The sequence below is a fragment of the Winkia sp. UMB3158 genome (assembly GCF_030217145.1).
Taxonomy (GTDB): domain Bacteria; phylum Actinomycetota; class Actinomycetes; order Actinomycetales; family Actinomycetaceae; genus Winkia; species Winkia anitrata.
The window spans coordinates 204,302-227,076 of sequence record NZ_JASONH010000004.1; the positions used below are offsets into that span (position 1 = coordinate 204,302).

18 protein-coding genes and 1 tRNA gene are annotated in these 22,775 nt (G+C 53.5%); 5 read left to right on the forward strand and 14 right to left on the reverse strand.

Annotation, left to right across the window (positions count from 1 at the left end; genetic code table 11):
• Nucleotides 1-41: 41 nt before the first annotated feature.
• Together QP400_RS05925 and QP400_RS05930 are read right to left on the reverse strand one after the other, a co-directional pair.
• Nucleotides 42-1,058: a glycerate kinase gene (locus tag QP400_RS05925; protein WP_048707299.1), complete on the reverse strand. Its 1,017-nt coding sequence runs from the start codon at nucleotides 1,056-1,058 to the stop codon at nucleotides 42-44.
• Nucleotides 1,055-2,404: a dipeptidase gene (locus tag QP400_RS05930; RefSeq protein ID WP_004805352.1), complete on the reverse strand. Its 1,350-nt coding sequence runs from the start codon at nucleotides 2,402-2,404 to the stop codon at nucleotides 1,055-1,057. The genes QP400_RS05925 and QP400_RS05930 overlap by 4 nt, the downstream gene beginning before the upstream one ends.
• A 62-nt stretch (nucleotides 2,405-2,466) precedes the next feature.
• On the opposite strand from QP400_RS05930, the gene QP400_RS05935 reads away from it, so the two are divergent.
• Nucleotides 2,467-3,060, forward strand: coding sequence for a DUF3043 domain-containing protein (locus QP400_RS05935; protein ID WP_048707298.1), 594 nt, complete (start codon nucleotides 2,467-2,469; stop codon nucleotides 3,058-3,060).
• Between the two features lie 35 nt (nucleotides 3,061-3,095).
• Here the strand turns inward: QP400_RS05935 and QP400_RS05940 are convergent, their stop codons facing one another.
• Nucleotides 3,096-4,109, reverse strand: a complete 1,014-nt coding sequence (locus tag QP400_RS05940) for a quinone-dependent dihydroorotate dehydrogenase (protein ID WP_004805355.1) — start codon at nucleotides 4,107-4,109, stop codon at nucleotides 3,096-3,098.
• A 17-nt stretch (nucleotides 4,110-4,126) separates the two neighbouring features.
• A complete protein-coding gene (locus QP400_RS05945) occupies nucleotides 4,127-4,738 on the reverse strand; it encodes a hypothetical protein (RefSeq protein WP_162488997.1) in 612 nt (203 codons plus the stop codon).
• 9 nt (nucleotides 4,739-4,747) lie between these two features.
• Here QP400_RS05945 and QP400_RS05950 point away from each other — a divergent pair, with 9 nt between their 5' ends.
• Nucleotides 4,748-5,584, forward strand: coding sequence for a TrmH family RNA methyltransferase (locus QP400_RS05950; protein WP_040314826.1), 837 nt, complete (start codon nucleotides 4,748-4,750; stop codon nucleotides 5,582-5,584).
• Here the strand turns inward: QP400_RS05950 and QP400_RS05955 are convergent.
• The 4 genes from QP400_RS05955 to polA form a co-directional block, all read right to left on the reverse strand.
• On the reverse strand, nucleotides 5,553-6,308 hold the full coding sequence (locus QP400_RS05955) for an HAD-IIB family hydrolase (protein WP_004805361.1): 756 nt from the start codon (nucleotides 6,306-6,308) through the stop codon (nucleotides 5,553-5,555). The two genes, QP400_RS05950 and QP400_RS05955, sit on opposite strands and share 32 nt — an antisense overlap.
• Nucleotides 6,309-6,496: 188 nt before the next feature.
• Nucleotides 6,497-8,743 (reverse strand): S8 family serine peptidase, encoded by a 2,247-nt coding sequence (locus tag QP400_RS05960; protein WP_082149285.1) that lies wholly within the window; start codon nucleotides 8,741-8,743, stop codon nucleotides 6,497-6,499.
• Nucleotides 8,744-9,089: 346 nt separating this feature from the next.
• On the reverse strand, nucleotides 9,090-10,562 hold the full coding sequence (gene rpsA / locus QP400_RS05965; protein ID WP_004805365.1) for a 30S ribosomal protein S1: 1,473 nt from the start codon (nucleotides 10,560-10,562) through the stop codon (nucleotides 9,090-9,092).
• A 107-nt stretch (nucleotides 10,563-10,669) separates the two neighbouring features.
• Complete coding sequence (gene polA / locus QP400_RS05970; RefSeq protein ID WP_285462578.1) at nucleotides 10,670-13,336, reverse strand: DNA polymerase I; 2,667 nt, start codon at nucleotides 13,334-13,336, stop codon at nucleotides 10,670-10,672.
• Here polA and QP400_RS05975 point away from each other — a divergent pair.
• Nucleotides 13,329-13,757, forward strand: a complete 429-nt coding sequence (locus QP400_RS05975; protein WP_231288172.1) for a PaaI family thioesterase — start codon at nucleotides 13,329-13,331, stop codon at nucleotides 13,755-13,757. The genes polA and QP400_RS05975 overlap by 8 nt on opposite strands.
• A gap of 96 nt (nucleotides 13,758-13,853) precedes the next feature.
• Here the strand turns inward: QP400_RS05975 and QP400_RS05980 are convergent, their stop codons facing one another.
• Together QP400_RS05980 and QP400_RS05985 are read right to left on the reverse strand one after the other, a co-directional pair.
• The gene (locus QP400_RS05980; protein WP_285462579.1) at nucleotides 13,854-14,771 is read right to left on the reverse strand and encodes a DMT family transporter; all 918 of its coding nucleotides are present in this window, start codon (nucleotides 14,769-14,771) and stop codon (nucleotides 13,854-13,856) included.
• 531 nt (nucleotides 14,772-15,302) lie between these two features.
• Nucleotides 15,303-15,379: transfer RNA gene (locus QP400_RS05985), tRNA-Leu, on the reverse strand.
• Nucleotides 15,380-15,418: 39 nt separating this feature from the next.
• Between QP400_RS05985 and QP400_RS05990 the strand changes: the two genes are divergently transcribed.
• Nucleotides 15,419-16,030, forward strand: a complete 612-nt coding sequence (locus tag QP400_RS05990; RefSeq protein ID WP_004805374.1) for an ANTAR domain-containing response regulator — start codon at nucleotides 15,419-15,421, stop codon at nucleotides 16,028-16,030.
• Nucleotides 16,031-16,457: 427 nt separating this feature from the next.
• Nucleotides 16,458-17,984 (forward strand): hypothetical protein, encoded by a 1,527-nt coding sequence (locus tag QP400_RS05995; protein WP_004805377.1) that lies wholly within the window; start codon nucleotides 16,458-16,460, stop codon nucleotides 17,982-17,984.
• A 359-nt stretch (nucleotides 17,985-18,343) separates the two neighbouring features.
• Here the strand turns inward: QP400_RS05995 and pyk are convergent, their stop codons facing one another.
• Genes pyk through trpB form a run of 4 tightly spaced genes read right to left on the reverse strand, consistent with a single transcriptional unit; the run spans nucleotide 18,344 to nucleotide 22,775 of the window.
• Nucleotides 18,344-19,756, reverse strand: a complete 1,413-nt coding sequence (gene pyk, locus QP400_RS06000) for a pyruvate kinase (RefSeq protein ID WP_004805379.1) — start codon at nucleotides 19,754-19,756, stop codon at nucleotides 18,344-18,346.
• 9 nt (nucleotides 19,757-19,765) lie between these two features.
• Complete coding sequence (lgt, locus tag QP400_RS06005) at nucleotides 19,766-20,716, reverse strand: prolipoprotein diacylglyceryl transferase (RefSeq protein ID WP_004805380.1); 951 nt, start codon at nucleotides 20,714-20,716, stop codon at nucleotides 19,766-19,768.
• Nucleotides 20,713-21,513 carry a tryptophan synthase subunit alpha gene (gene trpA / locus QP400_RS06010; protein WP_004805382.1) on the reverse strand — a complete coding sequence of 267 codons (801 nt, stop codon included), beginning with the start codon at nucleotides 21,511-21,513 and terminating at the stop codon, nucleotides 20,713-20,715. The genes lgt and trpA overlap by 4 nt, the downstream gene beginning before the upstream one ends.
• Nucleotides 21,510-22,775 (reverse strand): tryptophan synthase subunit beta, encoded by a 1,266-nt coding sequence (trpB, locus tag QP400_RS06015; RefSeq protein ID WP_004805384.1) that lies wholly within the window; start codon nucleotides 22,773-22,775, stop codon nucleotides 21,510-21,512. Before trpB ends, trpA begins: the two co-directional genes overlap by 4 nt.

Below are 22,775 nucleotides of genomic sequence, written 5' to 3' on the forward strand. Positions count from 1 at the left end.
CTCTTACCCCAATACCCTATGGCTTTTAGCCCAAAGTGTCGCTATGGATGTGACCAGGTACGCGCTAAGCGTAGGCCAACCTCACTAGCACTGAGCTCAGGGTGGCTAAAGATTGCATTTATTCCAAAGTGGGCGACCTCTGGCCTAGACAAAGAACATTTCTGCGGGACCATTACAGTTGGGATAGCTGCCTCTTGGCCGGCTTGCCCCACGTAGGCACTAAGTGAGGAAGCCAATACTTGTGAATGAATTTCGTCCTCGAATACTACTGCCAGGTCGCAACCATTTAGGACCGTGGGAATATCCTGCAGATTTGCGAGCCAAGAGGTGGCTCGCGCTAGCTTAGCTCCCATCAGGCGAAGCACCTCAGCGGCTCCTGCCCCGCTTCCCGATCCTTCTGCTGTGCCAACCGCCGAGATCAGGACGGCCTGTTGCAAGCTATGTTCCTCCAGTGAGCGAAGGAAGGCTGCGCCCTCCTTTACTCGCTTTTGCAGGCGGAGTGCCTCGGAGCGGTGCTCCCCGCGGAAATCACTTGCGGTACCGGACAGGCCCAGCAGTGGCCTACCATCCTCAGTAAGTACGGTTACAGGTACCGGGAGTCGTTCATACCCCGCTTTAGCGAGCTCTTCAAAAGCAGCTCTCCCTAGATCAACAGCGCACGCCGGACCCAAAGCCACGTATAGCTGCTCCGGAGTTAACTCCAGAGCGTGAACTAACGCAAGGCCTATCCCCTTCGAACCCGGACCAGACCGAAAAGCCTCCTCGTGACCGGCAGAACGAGGATTAGCTACACCGGCGCAGTCAATGTAGATCTTTCTTCCGCTTCGCAGACTCGGTACGGAGACGAGGTTACCCATACAGTCCTCGACAGCAAATGCTGGGCCTTCTTCCCATCCCAGTGCCTGCAGTCCCAAAGCAATCTGTGTCCCTCTTGGTCCCCCGACGAAAGGGACTACCTCGTCGCCAGGGGCAGCCTGCTTCCACCCAAAGACGGCGTCCGCGCAAACTTTACGCGGATCGCCGCCTTCGATGTTAGAAGAAAATACTGCTACTTTCACTTGGCTGTTTTTACAAGCAACAGTGCCTCGGCCAAGACAGCATTGTGCAGATCACCCAGGTGGACGGACTCGTCCTCGGAGTGAGCGTGGGATTCAGGATCCTCAACACCGGTTACCAGCACGTCAGCTTCCGGGAAAACAGAAGCAAAATCGGCGATAAACGGAATGGAACCACCCTGGCCGATGTTCACGGACTCAGTCTGCCAAGCTTCATCCAAAGCCCAGTGTAAGTCCTTAATTGCCTGCGAATCCGCAGCCTTGTACGACGGCCCCATCTCGTTGTTAGTAATTTCGATGTGCGCACCAAAAGGTACATGTTCACGCAGGTGCTTTTCGAGCGCCTCATTTGCGGTCTTTGAATCTACTCCCGGAGCAGTTCTCATAGAGATCCGGAAGGTCGTCGTGGGAGCCAAAGTATTGGAGGCAGTTTCTAGAGGGCGTACATCCCACCCGATAATGGAAATTGCAGGCTTCGTCCACAAACGGGCAGCCAGATCTCCTGTTCCAGCAAGTTCAACACCGTCCAGAAGACCGGCGTCAGCACGGAAATCCTCTTCTTCATATGTAACGTCAGCCTTGTCCGAACCGCCAAGACCCTGAACGGCTACATCACCATTCTCATCGAACAACGACGCAATCAGTATCGAAGCCACCGTAACAGCATCTAACAGTGGTCCACCGAACTGACCGGAGTGCGACGCATGCTTTGCAACCGAAATAGTTACATCCGACTGAACTACCCCACGCAGAGTCGAGGTCACCGCCGGCGTGCCCACCTTCCAGTTACCAGAATCGGCGACAATGATCCGGTCCGCCGCTAGCCTATCCTTGTACTTCTCGAGGAAATTGCGGAACGATCCGGAACCTACCTCTTCTTCGCCCTCCACATACACGGTCACGTTCACAGGCAGATCCCCGCCTAGTGTGCGAAGAGCGCCAAGATGAGCGATGATGCCAGCGCCGTCATCAGCCGAACCGCGTCCGTATAGGCGGTCCCCCTTCTGAACCGCCTGGAATGGATCTGTAGACCACCTATCGATCTCGCCTACCGGCTGCACGTCGTGATGAGCGTACAGCAGCACAGTCGGGGCCTCAGAATCAACCTGCTTGTGCGCCAGCACTGCTGGTCTGCCCTGGGTGCCGTCATCGTAATTTGCGTAGCAGATCTCGGCATCCAGTCCCGCAGCCTCAAGCTGTTCCTTCACGAATGTGGCGCTCCGTAAAATCTGATCCTGATTCTCCAGGTCAGAGCTCACCGAAGGGATGGAAATAATGGTTTTAAGTGTCTCCACGAGCTCCGGGAAAAGCTTGTCAACGCGGGCTCGTGCTTCAGATGTTTCGATCATAGAACAAGCTTAGCGCGAGAATGCTTTTTGGTTCTAAGGCGTCCTCCTATAGTCTTCACTATGTGAGTGAGCCAATTAATAACAACGACCAGGAGCACGGTTCCACAAAGAATCGAGAAGCTCGGCAAAAGAGTAAGCCGACCCCTAAGCGGCGCGACGCACAAAAGCGAAATGAGCGCCCTCTGGTGGTGGGTAACAGGAAGCTAACTAAAGAGGAAAAGGCAGAGCGCAAGAAAAAGCGTAACGAAGTCCTAAATAAGCAGCGGTTGGCCATGGACGGAAAGGCACCCGAGCGCTACCTTCCCGAGCGAGACCAGGGTCCCCTGCGAAAGGCGACCCGCGACATGATCGATACCCGGTGGACACTATCTGAGTTCCTAGTGCCGATCATGTTCGTTGCATTTATTGCCACCTTCTTCCTGCCCCGGGGCGGGAAGCTGGCTTTCATTCCACTGGGAATTATTTACGCTATCTTCTTCAGCGCCATGCTCGAAATGTTCATAACCAACAGGCAGATCAAATCGAAATTGGCAGAGTTGTTCCCGGGCAGGCCGATTCCAGCGGGACAGGGCATGTATGTTGCGTCAAGGATGATGCAACTGCGCCCTTGGCGCCAACCGAAACCCGGTATAAAACGCGGCGAATCAATTCGCTAGAAAAATCCCCGGCTTAGGCCGGGGCTTTTCTTCATCTACTGGCCAAGCGCTCTATTGATGCGCCCTGGCCAGGCAGGACCGCCATAGATTAGAGCGGTGAAGCCTTCCAGAAAATCCGCACCAGCGGCAAGCATCTGCTCGGCATCGGCAACTGACGATATACCGCCGCAACCAATAATGGTGAACTCAGTCCCCAATCCTTCTCGGAGACGAGCTACAACTTCCAGTGCTCGCTGCCTCACTAGAGGACCCGACAGGCCCCCCTCGCCCAAATCATGGTTGATAGTGGTGTTTGTAGCCACTACCCCGGCAAGCGATTGTTCCCGCACCAGTTGCGCGACCGCATCTACATCCTCGTCAACCAAATCGGGAGCTATCTTCACAAAAATCGGAATATCTCTAGGATCAGTTTGCTTTGCCCCTTCTCGGGTTGCAGCAAGGATTGGCCCAAGTGATTCCACTGCCTGCAACGACCGTAGCCCTGGAGTGTTAGGAGAGGACACGTTTACCACCAAAAAATCTGCATAAGGGGCCAGTTTGGAAGCACAGTAACGATAGTCCTCTGGTGCCTGCTCTAACGGAGTCCACTTGTTCTTGCCAATATTGGCTCCGACCACACAGGCTCTGCCCTCGGGGGTGGAGCGCAATTTAGCCAGGCGTTTTGCTGCAGCCACAGCCCCTTGATTATTGAACCCCATCCTATTTCTGATGGCCCTAGACTCTAGCACTCGCCAGAGCCTAGGCGCATCATTTCCAGGCTGCGGTTTCGGAGTAATTGTTCCAATTTCAACGAATCCGAACCCTACCGCACACATGCCCAACACCGCTTCGGCATCTTTGTCCATGCCCGCAGCAAGTCCCAGAACTCCGGGAATCGGCCTAGGCAAAAAGCTCTTGGAAGCTGCTTTTCGCCCTCTGCCGAAAACTGACAGAAGCGCTCGGGTTGGACCGAATGTGCCAGCGTATTTCAGGGCAGTTATGGTCAGATCGTGGATTTTCTCGGGATTTGTCCGCTTCAGGACAGTGTCATATAGGAGTTCGTATAGCACCCCTATAGCTTATTAGGCTAGTCCCACCAAAGCCACCACCCACCCAACCCATTATGTCCACATACTGGCGCTATCTCGTCTGGCGGAGATACCTCCTCGTCACCAAAAAGCTCCTCCTTCAGCCATTCCCAAGGTGAGACGTGGGGTTTTACGGGTGGATCCGAGGGACTAAGATTCCACGTTAATGCCTCAATTGTTACCCGCTCATCGGGTCGTTCCGGACCTATCATGTACCCGTCTAGACGGACCTGGTCAGGATGGGCGCCAGCGGCAGTAACCATCTGTAGGAAGGTTGGCGAAAAGTTCTGACGATCCGCAAATTGGCTCTTGGGCACTGCTAACGCTAGCTCAAACGCTGTGTCAGCCTCCATGTCAAAAAACGGTAAGTAGTCGTCGGAACCAACACAGAAGGGACGCACCCTAGCTCCAGAAAGGATCAGCTCTTTTACTCTTCCCTGTGTCCACCCGCGTTCTCCGTAGAGTCGCGATTCCTCATTAATGATTGGTGAAGTCATTGTTGCCTTTCCGGTGAGCGCCTCTTCAGGCTGCCATTTCAGTTCCACCGGTACCAGTCGAATATGCCACGCCTGTGGAGTACGGGAATAGGAGTATTTGTGGATAAGTGGCACACTTGTAGCGTGCTAATTCCGGTTGACAACATAGAAGACCCGCGGCTGAACGACTATACGAACATGACGGACGTGGCGTTGCGCAGAAAGATCGAACCCGAACGTGGCCTCTTCATGGCCGAGTCGAAAAACGTTATTGAACGAGCAGTTGAAACCGGGCACAAGCCGCGTTCATTCCTAATGGCCCGAAAATGGCTGGAGTCGATGGCACCCGTAATTACAGCCGCAACCGGTGCTGCAGATGGCGGAGATATACCAGTTTTCTTAGCTGATGAAGATACCTCTAGGAGGCTGACTGGATTCCGCCTACACCGAGGTGCACTCGCGGCTATGCAGAGGCCTAAGCTCCAGTCTTTGACACAGACATTGCGCTGTGCCCACCGCGTCGCGATTCTCGAAAACCTCGTAGACCACACAAATGTCGGTGCCGCGTTCCGATCCGCTGCGGCACTTAACGTGGACGCCATCTTGGTGACTCCCTCCTGCGCAGATCCCTACTACCGCAGGAGCGTTCGAGTCTCAATGGGAACCGTTTTCCAGGTTCCTTGGACCAGGTGGGCATCGTTTCCAGATGTATCTGAGCTCAAGAAACTAGGCTTTCATCTGATCGCTATGGCGTTGAGTGATAATGCCGTGTCTCTAGATACCTTAGAAAACAGTGAGCTCGTCAGAAATCCCACTTCAAGACTAGCGATCATGCTGGGAACAGAGGGCACCGGGCTGACGCAAAAGGCTATAGATGCCGCGGACACAGTCTGCAAAATACCTATGGGTCATGATGTAGACTCGCTCAATGTCGCAGCGGCCGCCGCGGTCAGCATGTGGGCGCTGCGTCGCAGGTTGTAATAAAACGGTCAATCCAACGACAGGTATCCTCAGGACCAGTCACACTTACGCATTTAATACCCGTGGAAATCACCGGGTAATCATTTCCGCCTTCATCAAGCCGGTCCCCTACGAAAACCATCTCCTCTTTAGGAATACCCGTATGCTCAATGAGCTTATTCATTCCGTATGCTTTGTCGACTCCTTTTAGCGTGATGTCAACGCTGGTGGATCCTCCCGAACGAACTTCTAACTCACTAAGTATCGGGGCCAAAGCTGCTGCTAATTTTGCCTTCTTCTCTCCAGTCGGGTCCCACGCCCGCTTTTCTGCAATTGGCGCATTCTGCCCAAGAGCGGAGAAAGTGATCTGGGAACCTCTATCTTCAATTCGAGGCCCCCAGGTGCGGCCCTCCCACAGGCCGAGTCTCTTGGCATTGTCCTCAATGGAAGCAACAGCTTTATCCCTGGCGTCCTCCGAAAGATCAAAAGCATAAATGAGCTCCCATTCACCGTTGTAGCGGTAGTAGCGGGTCCCACACGTAGGCAATAGATGCAACTTCCTAAGGTCGCATCCCGAACCCAGGTTAGAGATCAACTGGCTATCAAATTGTTCAAAACGACCGCCAGAAATGACCGCAACCTCTACACGCTCTAATAGTCGCTCTAATACCTCAGCCATCTTGGGGGACAAAGGTGACTTGGAAGGAGCCAAAGTATCATCCAGATCGAATGCAACTAGGCGCATGTATCCTACTTTCTGATTGCCAGTGCGCCTTCTGAGCGCGGGAGCATTTGTTGGAAGTAAAGCCACCCTCGAAATTACCACGGCTAGCTCAATGCTTCTAACGTTTCGCCTTTCACTCAACTAACCACACTTTTAAAGGAGCGTGGCGCCCCACCTAAGTGGAGCGCCACACCAGATTAGTTGAAGTTCTACTTCTTGCTGGTACGACGAAGAGCTAACGTCGATCCCAAAGCGAGAAGTCCAACCGAAAGAATTCCCAACGCGTCACCGGCTACACCCGTAGCGCTCAACGACTGACGAGTCTTATGGACAACCTGCGTACGGTTTTCTACCTTGTCTTTCCTGGAGGCACCTTCTTTGTCTTTCCTGGAGGCACCTTCTTTGGCGGTGTCTTCCTTCCCGCCCTTGCCAGGCACGGCAGGTTCCGCTGGCGTGGCAGGTTTAGTTGGTTCAGCCTTGGGGGAGGGAACCTCTACCGAGAAGGTAACTTCACCCGAGGCGTCGTCATTTGCCCTCTCATCGTTATTTCTACCGTTGGCGGTGATCTTCAAAGAAGCATCTTTGGCGAAATCCTTCGCTTGATACTGATCGGATTCAACCCAGTAATCGCCATCAAACGCACCGTCAGCGCTCTTAGAGAATGCGAACTTGGTCCCGGAAACAGAAGCGTTTATCTCGGTAGCTGGGCCGGTCACATGTACACGAATCTTGAAGTCCTTATCGATCTTGGCACCGGCAAGTGGAGCCCAATGGGTCCCGTCTGTGGAGTACTCAACCTCATTGATAGTTGGGGCCGGCTGGTCGTCCAGTACAGCAGACAGTGCGCTAATAAACCCGTTGCCACGGTATTCCTTCTCTGCAGGAGTCTGTCCCACTTCAGAGAGCGTGACGGCTCCTCTATTTCGAGCAGACACACGCGCGAGTTCTTCTGCAGGAGTCTCTAGACGGTTGTAGGCCTTCTTAGCGTGCTTCTTCAAGAGCCCTGCCGCCTCGTCGGCAGTTAGGGTTGGGTTCACTGCCCGCAATAGAGCAGCTACACCTGCCGTATGTGGCGAAGCCATCGAGGTTCCGGAGAAGGTATCGTATTCTTTCCCACCGGAGGCCGCCTTAGAAACCGTGGAGTAAATGTCTACGCCGGGGGCAGCCACATCAACATTTGTCGCACCATAGTTCGAGAAATAAGCCCTGCGTAGCTTGGCGGTTTTCGGATCAACCTTCGACAGATCTGCCTTCCGCTTGCCCGGTTCAGGCTCCAAACCAACTGCCGAAACGGTGACGACTCCGGGCAACATGGCCGGGATATCCAAACCGCCTTCAACATTTCGATTCTCAATGATGTTCTCGTCACCATTATCGTTTGGCGAGCCGTTATCGACTTTCACATTGTCTAGATCTGCATTGGAGTTACCCGCAGCAGCAATATTTAGTACTCCCTGTGTCTGCGAGAACTTCACCGCCCTAGTTACCGCTTCAAGGCCTGCCGCCTGATTTCCTTCGGAAGGAACCCAGTATTCCCACGGGTCAACGTAGTAGGAGTTATTTGTTACGTCGAATCCCTGATGGCCGGCCCACATAAAGCCACACGAGGCATATTCGGGATAGATAGAGCCATCGCGGTTCACGACCTTGACCGCAGCTAGACGAGCCTTAGGTGCTACGCCCTCGACCCCTACTCCGTTTGTCGCTGCCCCAATGGTGCCAGCAACGTGGGTACCGTGGTCTGATCCGGGAGTATCATCAGGCTGCCATGCCTCGTAACTGGTATCGGCGACACCATTCGTGCTGCAACCGACGGACTTAGAGGCATCGATCTGATCCTTCAGGTCCTTGTGGCCGCCTTCAATGCCCGAGTCGATGACCCCGACTGTAACAGGGGCTAGTTTTACATCTACCTTCGCAGCTTCATCCGCGCCAGTCGCCGCTATACCCCACGCTTTAGGAGTATCCGGATCAGACTGAAAATTTCGTTCTGCAACGAATTGGCTTTCCGACTCGGCTGCGTAGGAAGCCGCTCGATCACCAGTTGCGCCATTTGGCTTCGGAACCACTACCTCCTTGCCAGAAACCTCCTTCGTTCGAGTAGGTCCTACGGAGTGCAGGCCTATTCCGGCAGCAGTAAGCTCTTTCGCATACTTCGCTGCAAAATCCTTTGCCGATGCCTGCACAAAGAAAGTATTGATTTCTGGATACTGAGCCAGAACCTTACCTAGCCCATTTGCTCGGTTAACTGCTTCATCTAGTTGTGCGCGTGACGCATCGCGGTTCAGGTTGACCGCATAATTCATAACCCTGTCGGTTTTCTGATCAGCAGCAATAACAGGCTGGTCCGCAGCAAAAGTCGGAGTCGCCGCCCCGATTCCAAGAAGGGACACCGACATAACCGCCATAGTACCGGTCATCATCCGGAGTGCCCTGTGGGAGCTCATTCTGCTCATGTGTGGTCCAATCAAATAGGGGACAAAAAATCGGAATACATCCGCACAAAAAGTAACGATATTTACATGCCGTTTACTTTTCCATTAGTTTACACATACCCATAGCAGGCAAATCCCTTAATGCGCCCTACATTCGGGTAAACCATTCATATGATTACCCAAAATCTTTACCGCATCCATCGTAGAGAATTCGCATATTTGCACCACTTTCCCTCCATCGGAAGTAAACATGCGCCCTAGAATCCAGTAGCCTATTTCTGATTAGAAAATCATTCTTGTATATCTCAAGGTTTGGAATACATACAAAAAGGCCCCGGACCGTAAGTCCGGGGCCTTCTATCTAAGACTAGTTGTTAGTCAGCTTCTCGCGGAGCGCAGCAAGCGCCTCGTCGGAAGCTAGAGTACCGCCGTTGTCCGCCGGCGCTGCGTCATCAGCGCTGGAGGAATAAGAAGCGGTTTCCTCGATCGGAGCCTCAGCGGCAGCTTCGCGATCGGCTTCGAGAGCCTTAGCGACCTGAGCCTTGTGAGCCTCCCAGCGGGACTGTGCCGCGGCGTACTCATTCTCCCAGGCTTCGCGCTGAGCCTCGTAGCCCTCAAGCCACTCGTTAGTCTCAGGATCGAAGCCCTCGGGGTACTTGTAGTTACCCTCTTCGTCGTATTCGGCAGCCATACCGTACAGCGACGGATCGAAATCTTCAGAGTTCGGATCCACACCCTCGTTGGCCTGCTTCAGCGACAGCGAGATGCGACGACGGTCTAGATCAATGTCAATTACCTTGACGAAGATCTCCTCGCCAACCTTGACGACCTGATCGGGTAGGTCAACATGGCGCACCGCCAGCTCGGAAATGTGCACAAGACCCTCGATGCCATCTTCGACGCGGACAAACGCACCGAAGGGAACAAGCTTGGTGACCTTGCCCGGAACGACCTGGCCAATGGCGTGGGTGCGGGCAAATGCCTGCCACGGATCTTCCTGAGTAGCCTTCAGGGACAGGGACACGCGTTCGCGATCCATGTCGACATCCAGCACCTCGACGGTTACAGGCTGGCCAACCTCGACGACCTCGGACGGGTGATCGATGTGCTTCCAAGACAGCTCCGACACGTGGACCAGGCCGTCTACGCCGCCCAGATCGACGAACGCACCGAAGTTGACGATAGAGGAGACGACGCCGTTGCGAATCTGGCCCTTCTGCAAAGTCTGCAGGAAGGAAGAGCGAACCTCAGACTGGGTCTGCTCAAGCCATGCGCGGCGAGACAGGACGACATTGTTGCGGTTCTTGTCTAGTTCAATGATCTTAGCCTCGATCTCGCGACCTACGTAAGGCTGCAGGTCACGCACACGACGCATCTCTACCAAAGAGGCCGGGAGGAAGCCGCGCAGACCGATGTCTACAATCAGGCCGCCCTTGACAACCTCGATGACAGTACCAGTGACGACGCCATCTTCCTGCTTGATCTTCTCGATGGAGCCCCAAGCGCGCTCGTACTGGGCGCGCTTCTTGGATAGAAGCAGGCGGCCTTCCTTGTCTTCCTTCTGAAGAACAAGGGCCTCAATCTGGTCCCCTACTGCAACAACGTCATCGGGATCAACGTCATGCTTGATTGATAGTTCGCGCGTAAGAATTACGCCTTCAGTCTTGTAACCGATATCGAGGAGAACCTCGTCTCGGTCGACCTTTACAACAGTGCCTTCGACGATGTCGCCATCGTTGAAGTACTTGATCGTCTCGTCGATTGCGGCGAGTAGGTCTTCTTCAGACCCGATGTCGTTTACCGCGACCTGCTCGATCTGCGGCTTGCTAGGGGTAGTCATATGGTTTATAGACTCCGAAATGGACAGATTGACAATATGGACATGGTGCTAAAACACACCGCTGTTCAGATTAGCATGAATGCCCGCCATTTCGTCAATTGAAGCCGTTAGTGAGCTGCATCTCGCCAGGTTGGCCCTCTCCCTTCCGAGACTTCAAGAGCAACGTCAAGCTTGATAGGTTCAGCCATCGCCTGCCTGATCAATTCCGCTACCTTCTCTCCTTCACCAGGGAAAACTTCTACCACTAGTTCGTCATGTACCTGTAGCAGTACCCTCGAGCGAAGAGATTGCTGTTCCAAGGCTTCATGTACCTTTAACATGGCCAGCTTGATAATGTCTGCTGCCGATCCCTGAATGGGAGCGTTTAAGGCCGCCCGCTCTGCCATTTCCCGCCGCTGCCTGTTACTCGAAGTTAAATCCGGCAGATACCGGCGGCGACCAAGAATGGTTTGCGTGTACCCATCCTTGCGGGCAGCACGAACCAACGACTCTAGGTATTCGTGTATGCCACCAAAACGTTCGAAATACCTATCCCTTAGTGCGGACGCCGCGGGCATGTCGATTCCCAATTGTCTGGATAGGCCATATGCAGATAGTCCGTACGCGAGACCATAGGAAGTTGCCTTAACTTGGGAGCGCTGGGCCGGAGTTACGTCCTCAGCAGCAGTTCCGAAAACCATCGCCGCCATGGTGCGGTGGATATCCTCGCCCTCCGCAAAAGCTTCCAACAGTGCCGCATCACCTGACATATGCGCCATTAGTCGCATCTCAATCTGCGAGTAATCCGCAGTCAAGAGTGACTCATATCCGGTTCCCGGAATAAACGCGCCTCTGATAGCCATCCCCATAGGCGTACGGGCAGGAACATTCTGCAAGTTAGGCTCTGTCGACGACAGGCGACCGGTAGCAGCGACTGTTTGCTGGAACGTCGTGTGAATGCGCCCATCTTCCTGGACCGCTTTCCGCAGCCCCTCCACGGTCTGACGAAGCTTTATGCGATCGCGATGCGCAAGAAGCGCCTCTAAGAATGGGTGATGAGTCTTCGCAAATAGTTCTGCCAAAGCTTCTGCGTTAGTGGTGTAGCCCGTCTTTGTCTTACGAGTCTTAGGCATGTCTAATTCGTCGAATAAGACAACCTGCAATTGCTTAGGACTGGAAAGATTAACTTTATGACCAATCGCCGCGAAGGCATCTTCCGCCAACTGGTCTACCTCAGCACTAAGCGAATCGTATTGAGTTGCGAGCTCATCAAGATCCATCGCGATGCCGACATCTTCCATCTGCCCCAACAGGCGCTGAATCGGCAACTCCAGATTGTTCATCAGATCAACAGCATCTCGGGAACGCAACTGATCGTTTAGGGGCGCGTAGAGGTCGCCGATTGTCCGTGCTTCCTCGGCTAGGGCATCGTCGATTTCGCCAGGAATCTGAAGCAGTCCCTCCTGCCTTGGAGCAGCTTCTATTTCACGCTTCAGGTACAAACTAGCTAGAAGCGCGGTCTCATATGAACGAGCGTCCGGCTTGCAAAGATACGCCGCAAGCTGCACATCCGAGCTGAGGGGACCAAGCTTGATGCCACTCCCCTTCAGCGCGTGTGCCAGCCCCTTACCATCAGAGGCAACGAGAGGCTCAGTCGGGTGTTTGAACCAATCCCTCAGAACGGCAAATTCAGCCTCTGATAGATCAGCAATATCGACCTGGACAGCCTTCTCTCCTTGGCAGAGCGCAAGCTTATCTACCTCGCCTCTACCGGGTTGACGAGTTCCCGTCACGGCGATGCCAACAGGAATGCCAGGGGACAAATTTGTAAGCCACTTCTTAATCCCCCCTTGCAAGTCAGAAGAAAGGACTATCTCCAATTCACTAAGCGGCTTCGCCTCTTCAACCTCAGCGCCCTCGCCTATTGCATCAAGGACTTTCAAGCGCAATCTGTTGAACTCTAGCGTGTCGAAAAGACGAGTAATCTCTTTCGCATCGGCGGGCGCCATTTTCAGATCTGAAATACCTACCCCAAGATCCAGATCATCAACGAGCCGGTTCAGCTGCCTATTTCGCCTGACATCGGCAACGTGCTCACGCAACGCTTGCCCACGTTTCCCTCCAATCTTGTCAGCATTTTCCAAAACGCCCTCAAGACCGTCATATTTATTGATCCACCCCGCAGCCGTCTTCGGACCTACCCCAGGTACTCCTGGAAGATGGTCTGCACTTTCGCCCACCAACGCGGCAAGGTGTGGGTAGCGCTCAGGCGGTAGCCCGTATTTTTCCTCCACAGCTGCGGGAGTCATTCGCCTAAGATCCGACATCGATTTGCCCGGATAGAGCACAGTTACCTGATCAGTGATCAGCTGGAAGGCATCTCTATCTCCTGAAGAGATAAGTACCTCTAGTCCGTCTTCGCGCCCCATCCGCGCGAATGTCGCAATTATGTCGTCAGCCTCGTAGTCTTCCTTCTCAAACCAACGGATCCCAATTGCCTCTAGGACCTCTTTTATCAGGGGAATCTGATTCTTGAACTCAGCCGGCGTCTCAGCTCTGCCGGCCTTGTAATCCTCATAAACCCGCGTCCGGAACGACCTCCTGGATACGTCAAAAGCTACGGCGACGTAATCGGGCTGCTCCTCCTGCAGCATTCTCACTAGCATCGAAGTAAAACCGTAAATCGCGTTAGTGTACTGGCCCGTCGCAGTCTGGAAATTCTCTGCGGGGAGGGCGAAAAAGGCGCGAAAGGCCACCGAATGACCATCTAGAAGAAGTAGGCGTTGCTTGCTCACATATGAAAGCCTATTAGCTATGAAGGAATTAGACGAACCCAACTGGGACGGAACGCTCATGGAGCGGATGGGAATAAAAGCTGTTAGCTACAGCGCCGAGCGTGCCGAAGTAGAGATGGATATAGCCGGAAACACACAGCCGATGGGGATCTTGCATGGTGGAGCTAATGCAGTCCTAGTCGAAACCGCCGCCTCTTTGGCAGCTGCCTATGCCGCTCCCAAGGGAATGGCAGCGGTCGGCTCAGAGCTATCGGTATCGCATCTTCGCCCCGCAACCACAAATAAGGTGAAAGCGGTAGCGAGCGCTCTTCGCATTGGTAGAAGCCAGGCAGTTTATGCCGTAAAGATCTATGACGAAGATGACCAACTGACAGCCTGCGGGCGTATGACCGGACATTTTATCCCGATAGATGAAAAGTGAGAGGCTAAGCGGCGGAGGCTGCACGCATATTCAGACCGCTTAGCCCCAAGCTCCTTTTCATCCAGTCAGCACTGGGTAGGTCCGGGCGCTACCCGCCTACACCGATTGCTTCGCTGCAGCCTTCGAATTACGCCACTTATTCCACGAATAACTGCACTTTGGGCCAATTTCTGAAACTACCATAGCTATGATCATCAGCGCTCCTCCCAGAGCAAGACGGAAGGTGAACCTTTCACCCCCGAAAGCTATGGCGAATGCAGCCGCAAAGAACGGTTCCGTAGTCAGAATCAAGGCTGTAGCCGTGGCGCTGATATGTGACTGCGCCCAGGTTTGAGTGACGATTGCCAGCACCGCGGCAAAAATGACCATATACAGCATTTGGCACCATTGCTTGCCTCCGCTGGGAAGCACAATGCCACCGCCAGAGGCGCAAATTGTGCAGAAGATGCCGAGGGTTATTAGCTGTATCGTGCCTAGCTCAACCTGGTTCCCCTTGGGTGCCCAGTACCCCATCAAAGCAATGTGCAACGCGTAGAACAGAGCTCCAATAAAGGTGATCCCTTCCCCTGTACCGGCGGACAGGCCTTGTAAGCTAAGCACTCCCAAAGCAACGGTTGCAAGAAAGACAGCCAGCCAGGTAATCGGTGGTATGCGAGTGCGGAAGAGTGCGAAAAGAACCACGGGCGTTAGCACTACGTAAGTTGCAGAGATAAAGCCTGATACAGAGGCATGGGTATAGCCCAATCCGATAGTCTGACAAACCTGTGCAAGGCCGTAAATCAAGCCTAGAATCATTCCCCTTCGCCAAACTCGCCAGTTCACCCTTAGGAGCGAGCCGATTCTAAAAATCGCTATTATGGCTCCTGCCAGGAAAAATCGCACACTTAGGAAATCTAACGGCGGAATAATACTTACCAGGTCCTTAATGATGAAAAAAGTAGACCCCCATACCGCTGATACGACAACCAGTGCAGCTGCTGCCACGAGACTTAGCCTTTTAGATTCTGAATGCATCTTGGCAATTTACCTATTTTAGAAAGCAGTTACTTATGCAGTAAGTGTCGAATATAGAAACTAAGATAAATCGATGCCTGTCGCCCTCAATATGACACTACGCCTTCCGGCAAGCTGTCCCACATAGACAAATTCACCGGCCGTCACAGGAAAAAGATGACGAGAGATTAATAGGTTGCAAAGATTCGGCAGACACAGTCGGGCTCACACCGCCCACCTAAGTACAAATCCTCTTCGCACGCTCGCGGCCGGCCTCGATATGCCAGAGAACTCAGCACCCCGCTAACTATCCGCGGACACCATGGCGATAGCTCACCAACCAAAAGGAGAAAATCAAGACTCGTCAACTACATTGACTTGCCGTGAGCCGTTCTCGAATCCATAATTTCTCCCTCAAGAACACATCCCACATGCTGAGAACCTACGTCAACGTAAAATCAGGAGCTTACTCACAAACCGGACGCGGGTTGGCAAATATAGCTAGCAATACGCTACTCAATCATTGCACCCGAGGAGCCAATTGGTCCTTGTTGGTAGCTCAGGTGGGATTCGAACCCACAACATGCCGATTTTGAGTCGACCGCCTCTGCCAGTTGGGCCACTGAGCCATGGAAGAAAACTTCCTTGGAACATATTAGAGTATAAGGGTGACTGAATCTAAATTGAAATCGGAATCCAGCAAATCCAACGGCCGTAAGGTCTTGGTAGTTGAGGACGAAGCGCTCATCCGACTGGACATTGTCGAAACATTGGTGGACGCCGGCTACGAGGTTGTAGGCGAGGCCGCAGACGGTGAAGAAGCAGTTCAGAAGGCACTTGAGCTAGAGCCTGACCTATGTGTCATGGACGTCAAGATGCCTAAGATGGACGGCATAACAGCTGCAGAGAAGATCATGACAGAACTTAGCTGCGCAGTGGTAATGCTCACAGCTTTTTCTCAGACAGAACTAGTTGAAAGAGCTCGCGACGCTGGAGCTATGGCTTACGTCGTGAAGCCGTTCACGCCAGCCGAGCTATTACCTGCCGTTGAAATCGCCTTCTCTAGACACGCTGAGCTTATCTCCCTAGAAGAAGAGATAGCGGACATGACGGAGCGTTTCGAGACCCGGAAGGCCGTCGACCGCGCCAAGGGCCTACTAATGGACCGCATGGGAATGACAGAGCCAGAATCCTTTAGATGGATCCAAAAGACCTCAATGGACCGTCGCTTGTCGATGCGTGAAGTCGCAGACGCGGTTATTGACCAAGTCGGAGAATAATAAAAATAGGCGTGGGGCAGGCTACATAAGCCCCACGCCTTTTATTCTCTGCGGCTGCCCAACAAAAGCGCTCCCTCCCACCCCCTCTTCCACACCTGCTACATTACAGCGCAATTTTTCATTTTTAACCCCCTAAGCATGTTTTAAGTAATAGTAGACTTAGTACGACCTAGGACTAAATAAGGCAACTGCGCGTACCGTTTTATTCGGCCTGAATATTTCATTCATTTAAGCATTTTATTCTTTGTTGCATTTTTAGTAGTCGCATCTGGAAAATCCCCTTTAGCTGTGGTAATCCTGTAGCTGCTGATTTTCACAAGTGGAATATTTCGGAATTACATAGACTCACTATGGCGATTCCGAGACGTTCTTCTAACCTATCTCAATACAGAAAGACTACCCCATGAAAAATAGTCGCTGTTTGTTAATGTCTACTGCGACGATGGCCTTAATTTCTTTGATGTCATTGACCGGCTGCTCAGTCTCTTCATCACCTTCCTCTTCTTCGGATCAGGGGGCCTCTGCAGCGCAGGCACAGACCGATTCCAGCTCTGATGCCTCTACCCCGTCTGCGCCTTATGACAAAGGCAAGACCAACAAAGAGTCAACTAAGGACGCTCAGAAGACAGATAAGAAGGGCTCTGCCGCAGCTGCTTCCGACTCGTCCTCTTCTAAGAAGAAGAAATCTTGCTGCGATGGGAAGAAGGACAAGAAAGAGGCCGTGAAATCAGCCTCATCCGCTAACAAAACCGGTAAGAAGAAATCCTGCTGCGAAGGCAAGGGCCATGCGTCTGCTGCCGCAAAGAAGGCAGGAGCATCCACAGCCGGAAAGAAGAGGTCTTGCTGCGAAGGCAAGCGCCACGCATCTTCTTCCGGAAAGAATAGCGGTGCGGCCACTTCGGGACGGCACACTGCTTCGACCGCATCCGGTAAGAAGAAATCCTGCTGCGAAGGCAAGAAGGCTCCATCACGTGCAGCAAGCAAGGCGCATGCTGGAGCTAGCAATGGCCGCGTAGGTGGGTCCCCGGTACATCATGCCGCGGCCGCACGGCCCGCACGTCACGGTGGAGCCCCAGCAGCCACCACGCATCATGCTGCGGCTCCGCACCACAGCTCCGCTCAGCCGGGACACTCTGGTCACTCAGTCCCCGCAGCCCATACCGCGAAGCACGCCGGTACGCCTGGCCATCAGACGGCAGCAGAGGCACTGCGCAAGATCGAAGCGCAGATTGCTAAGAATAATAAGACAATCAAGTACATCGAGTCCATCAACATGGTAGATTGCCCCCACCACGGGCCGATCTACCGCAAGGCCAAGGCAGACAACGCCAGGCTCGCTGCCAAGAAAGCCAAGTTGCAAAAGCTGATCAAGGCAGCAGATGCAAAGCTTGCCGCAGCACACAAGCCTCAGAAGGTTGTAAAAAAGCCTTCTGCAGCCAAGCCCGCACCGGCGGATAAGAAGGAAGAGCCCAAGAAGGCCGAACCGGCTAGGCCCGCCCCGTCTCCTGTCGACGCCCGATCTAAGCTGGATAAGCTAGTCGATACTCGCAATGAGATCAAGAACCAGCTAGACGCAGCTAATGCAGCTCTTGCAGCGTCGCAGCAGAAGCAGGCCGATGCGCAAGCTAAGCTAGACGGTGTGAAGGAACAGATCGCCAAGAATGAAAAGACGATCAAGTACATCGAGTCCATCAACATGGTAGATTGCCCCCACCACGGACCGATCTACCGCAAGGCCAAGGCAGACAACGCCAAACTTGAGGCCGACGCCAAGCAGCTCGAGGCAGAAGTAGCTACCGCTAAGCAGAATGCAGATGCAGCTTCTGCGGATGTTGCAGAGCTTCAGAAGAAGCTTGATAAGGCGAACAGCGACGTTGAGAATGAGCGCGCACTGATTGATATGTACGGGGACTCCTCCTATGGTCACGAGAACGACGGTTCTTGCTGCGGCTAGTAAGTAGTCATCTATATTGAGGGATGCGGGTGCGAAAGCACCTGCATCTCTTGCTTAATAAACGCATTAGTTTGAAGAATATGCCAACAAATGCCAGGTGGACTGGCCTCCATTCGCCTCTACCGACACCGGGGCATTCATTGAGCGCTCCAAAGGACTGACCCTATCTGTTCTGGTCCTAACGTATACAGAAGCGCGTACCCCCAACAATCTAGAAGCTACGGCAGCCTCTAGGCCTCTTAGAAGGTGACCTCGCTCCTTCAACCGCGCCCCCCGACAGCCTTGTGGCCCCCTATAAAACTGTGGATTTGCATAGAAAAAGGACCAACCTATCAGGCTGGTCCTTTTTCTGTATACCGCTAATCCTCAGAGATGGTGTGGACGCGGATGGAATTAGTAGATCCAGGGGTTCCTGGTGGCATGCCAGCAACGATCACAATATCGTCGCCAGGATCTGCCAAATGCGATTCCTTCAGTAGCTGATCGACCTGGCGCACCATATCGTCAGTGTGGCGAACTTCAGGCGTGCGATAGGTCTGCAATCCCCACGACACTGCTAGCTGTGCCCGAGTAGATTCGAGAGGCGTGAAGGCTAGCATAGGGATGGGGCTGCGCAGCCGGGATAGGCGGCGTGCTGTGTCACCGGATTGGGTGAACGTAACCATGAACTTCACGTCCATCAACTCTCCGATATCAGCAGCTGCCTTCGTAATCACGCCCCCGCGGGTGTGAGGGTAAGAACCTAGAGGAGCAATACGCTCCCCACCGTGTTCTTCCACGTTCTCGATAATTCTTGCCATAGTCCGAACAGCCTCGATTGGGTACGCACCAATCGAAGTCTCGCCGGATAGCATAACCGCATCAGCACCGTCGAGGATGGCATTTGCGCAGTCAGAGGCTTCTGCACGAGTAGGACGCGGATTGTGGATCATCGAGTCAAATACCTGAGTGGCAACAATAACCGGTTTGGCGTTCCTACGTGCCAATTCGATCGCTCGTTTCTGGACAAGCGGTACAGCTTCCAGAGGCATCTCGACCCCCAAGTCACCTCGAGCAACCATAATGCCATCAAACGCATTTACGATCTCGATTAGGTTCTCGACTGCCTGAGGCTTTTCGATCTTCGCAATTACAGGCACATGGACGTTCTCCTCGTCCATAATCTGGTGCACGTCCTTGATGTCATCAGCGCTACGCACGAACGATAGTGCGATGATATCGGCACCAATTCGCAGGCCCCAACGCAGGTCCTCACGATCTTTTTCAGAAAGTGCGGGGACCGATACGGCAACGCCCGGAAGATTCAGTCCCTTGTGGTCCGAGACGTGGCCTGGAACATCGACCGAGGTAACAACGTCAGTTTCAGTTACATCAGTTACGCGAACCGAGACGTTTCCGTCGTCGATTAGTAGGACATCGCCAGGGCGGCAATCGCCGGGAAGCCCTTTAAAGGTGGTGCCGACCTCAGTGGCCGTGCCCTCGACGTCTCGAGTGGTAATGGTAAAGGTGTCGCCCTTGTGTAGTAATTCCTTACCGTTCTTGAAGGTGCCAAGGCGGATTTTCGGCCCCTGTAGGTCAACAAGAACAGCTACCGACCTGCCAGATGACTTCGCAGCAGCTCGGACGCTAGAAATGACTTTTTCGTGCTCTTCAGCAGTACCATGCGACCGATTGATGCGGGCAACGTCCATGCCAGCGTCTACCAGCGCTTGAACCTCTTCCGGCGAATCGGTAGCCGGACCAAGTGTGCAAACAATTTTCGCTCTTCGCATGTTCTAAGGTTATCGGTTTTCGAGCTTGTCTGTCTGATTTATCTGCAGACGCTGCTCAACCGTATCCCTATCCTCCTCTATTTGGGTAGAACGTGTCATATCCTTCGCGTGCGCAATTGCGCCAGCATTTTGAGGAGCGGCGCTTACTTCAGGTTGGACTGTAGTAGCCGCCGCTTTACGCCCCAAAATTATATACGCAACAATGCCGGCCATTGCTATTGCTGCGGTAGTCCACACATTCAAGCGCAAGCCAAGGATTATGTGCGCTTTGTCAATTCTGAGCATCTCCACCCAGACACGCCCTAGGGCATAAAACACAACATACAGGGCAAAAACTTGCCCACCAGCAAACTTCTTCTTTCGGTCCAGCCAGAAAAGTAATGCCGCCGCGCCAAGGTTCCACAACATTTCATATAAGAACGTTGGGTGGAATGTGGTTCCCGGAGCGTACCCCGCTGGCAGGTGAACGGGATCTATTTGCAGGCCCCATGGCAAAGTTGTAGGCCCGCCGAACAGTTCCTGATTAAAATAGTTACCCAACCTGCCTATGGCCTGGGCAAGTAGAATCCCTGGAGCAATAGAATCGGCAAACGGGCCAAGAGCCACTCCCCTTTTGCGAAGGTAAAGTGCTCCCGCAAGTGTTCCTGCTCCTACACCACCCCAGATACCTAGGCCGCCATTCCAAATTTTCAATGCATCTAAGGGATTCGCGCCCTCGGAAAAGTAGAGCTGCCAGTCAGTAATAACGTGATATGCCCTAGCACCTATGATCCCAAAAATGACTGCCCACAGGGCAGTATCCAGTACAAGCTCATCGTTCCCACCACGTTTCTTGTACCGCACTCGTCCAACCAAAATAGCTACTACAACACCGGTAAGAATTGCGAGGGCGTAAGCGCGAATTGGCAGCGGGCCCAGATGCCATACGCCCTGAGACGGTGAAGGAATTGCTGCCCTCAAGCGCGCGCCCCCTTTACGCCCGCCACAAGGTCGTTAGCTAGTGCCTCAAGATCTTTCAATCCCTGTTCTTTAGGCTTATCCATGAGTGTCTTGATTAGAGCTGAACCTACAATCACGCCGTTTGCATATTGGCCAATCTTGCGAGCCTGTGCGCCATTTGATACTCCGAACCCGACATTTACAAGTTCCGCACCAGCTTTCCGGCATCTATCGACCAGTCCCCGAGCAGAGGCGTCAATATCGGTACGTGCACCAGTCACCCCCATCGTCGAGGCAGCATATACCCACCCCGTTGAGGACTGGGCTATCTTTTTCAACCTGTGCTCTGGCGAGGACGGAGCAGCGAGGAACGTCGTTTCCAAACCGTGCGCAGCAGCTACCTTCTCCCAGTCTGCGGCCTCCTCTGGGGGCAGATCAGGCAGAATCATGCCACATCCGCCTGCATCCGCAAGAGCAGCAGCATAATTCGACAGCCCCATGTGGTAGACCAAGTTGTAATAGGTCATGACCATGACAGCTACTGACTCCTCAGCCAACGCCCTACATGCGGTAAACGTATCTGCAGTTACCGTTCCCGACGCAAGCGCTGCACCCGCCGCCTTTTGGATAGTTGGTCCGTCCATAGACGGATCGGAATAAGGCTGGCCTAACTCGATGACATCAAAACCTGCACGAGCAAGTACTTTTCCTGCCTCAATAGACGTCTCCAGGTCTGGGTATCCAGTAGTTAAATACCCTATTATCGCAGCGTCTGAGCGCTCGTTAGCCTGCCTAATCGCTTCTGATGCTTTCTTCATTTCGCTGCCTTTGCCGCCGTTCCAGATCCGTCAGATTCAATCGGGTTTCCAAGATCGAACCAACTCATGGCTGTCTCTACGTCTTTGTCGCCTCTACCCGAGAGGTTCACAATTATTACAGGAGGCTCCCCGCCTTCCTGTTCTTCTTGTACCTTTCCCCATCGAATAGCGCCTGCTAGCGCATGAGCCGATTCAATAGCGGGAATGATACCCTCAGTGCGACACAGCAATGCGAACGCATCCATTGCTTCTTTGTCCGTGATCGCATAGCAAGTCTCACGTCCCTGATGCGCCAGGTAGGCATGCTCGGGGCCAATGCCCGGGTAGTCTAAGCCAGCCGAAATAGAGTGCGACTCTATGACCTGACCGTCCTCGTTCTGCAGCAAGTCCGCCCTCGAGCCCTGGAAAACCCCAATGGTGCCGCCGTTGATCGAGGCGGCATGCCGCCCGGTCTCAACCCCGTCTCCCCCGGCTTCACAGCCGATAAGTTCCACATCTTTGTCGTCCAGGAACGCGGTGAACATACCAATCGCATTAGATCCTCCTCCTAGACAAGCACAAACCGCATCTGGAAGACGCCCAATTTGTTGCTGGATCTGTTCACGCGCCTCATCACCGATGATCCGTTGCAGATCGCGGACGATCGTTGGGAATGGATGAGGCCCTGCAGCAGTCCCAAAGAGATACAGAGTGCTACCTACGTTGGTTACCCAGTCCCTGAAAGCCTCGTTGATAGCATCCTTCAGGGTGCACGATCCTGCTGTCACAGAAACGACCTGTGCACCTAACAATTCCATACGGGCAACGTTTAGTGCCTGTCGCCTAGTGTCTTCAGCTCCCATATATATGGTGCAGTCGAGCCCCATTAGGGCTGCAGCGGTAGCGGTAGCAACACCGTGTTGCCCTGCCCCGGTCTCGGCGATAATACGGCTCTTGCCCATACGCTTGGCAAGCAGCGCCTGCCCAAGTACGTTGTTGATCTTATGAGCCCCGGTATGATTCAGATCTTCTCGTTTCAAGAAAACCCTGACGCGTCCACAGTGCTCCGCAAACCTAGGTGCCTCGGTCAATAAGGAGGGCCTACCAGTATAATTCTTAGCTAGCTCGCCTAACTCAGCGATAAAAGCTGGATCCTCACGAAATTTGTACCAAGCAGTCTGGACTTCTTCCAACAAACCCATCAGTGGCTCAGCTACGTACTGACCACCAAAATCGCCAAAGTACGGGCCGTCTACGAACGGCCCCTGCAGCACCTTCGCCAT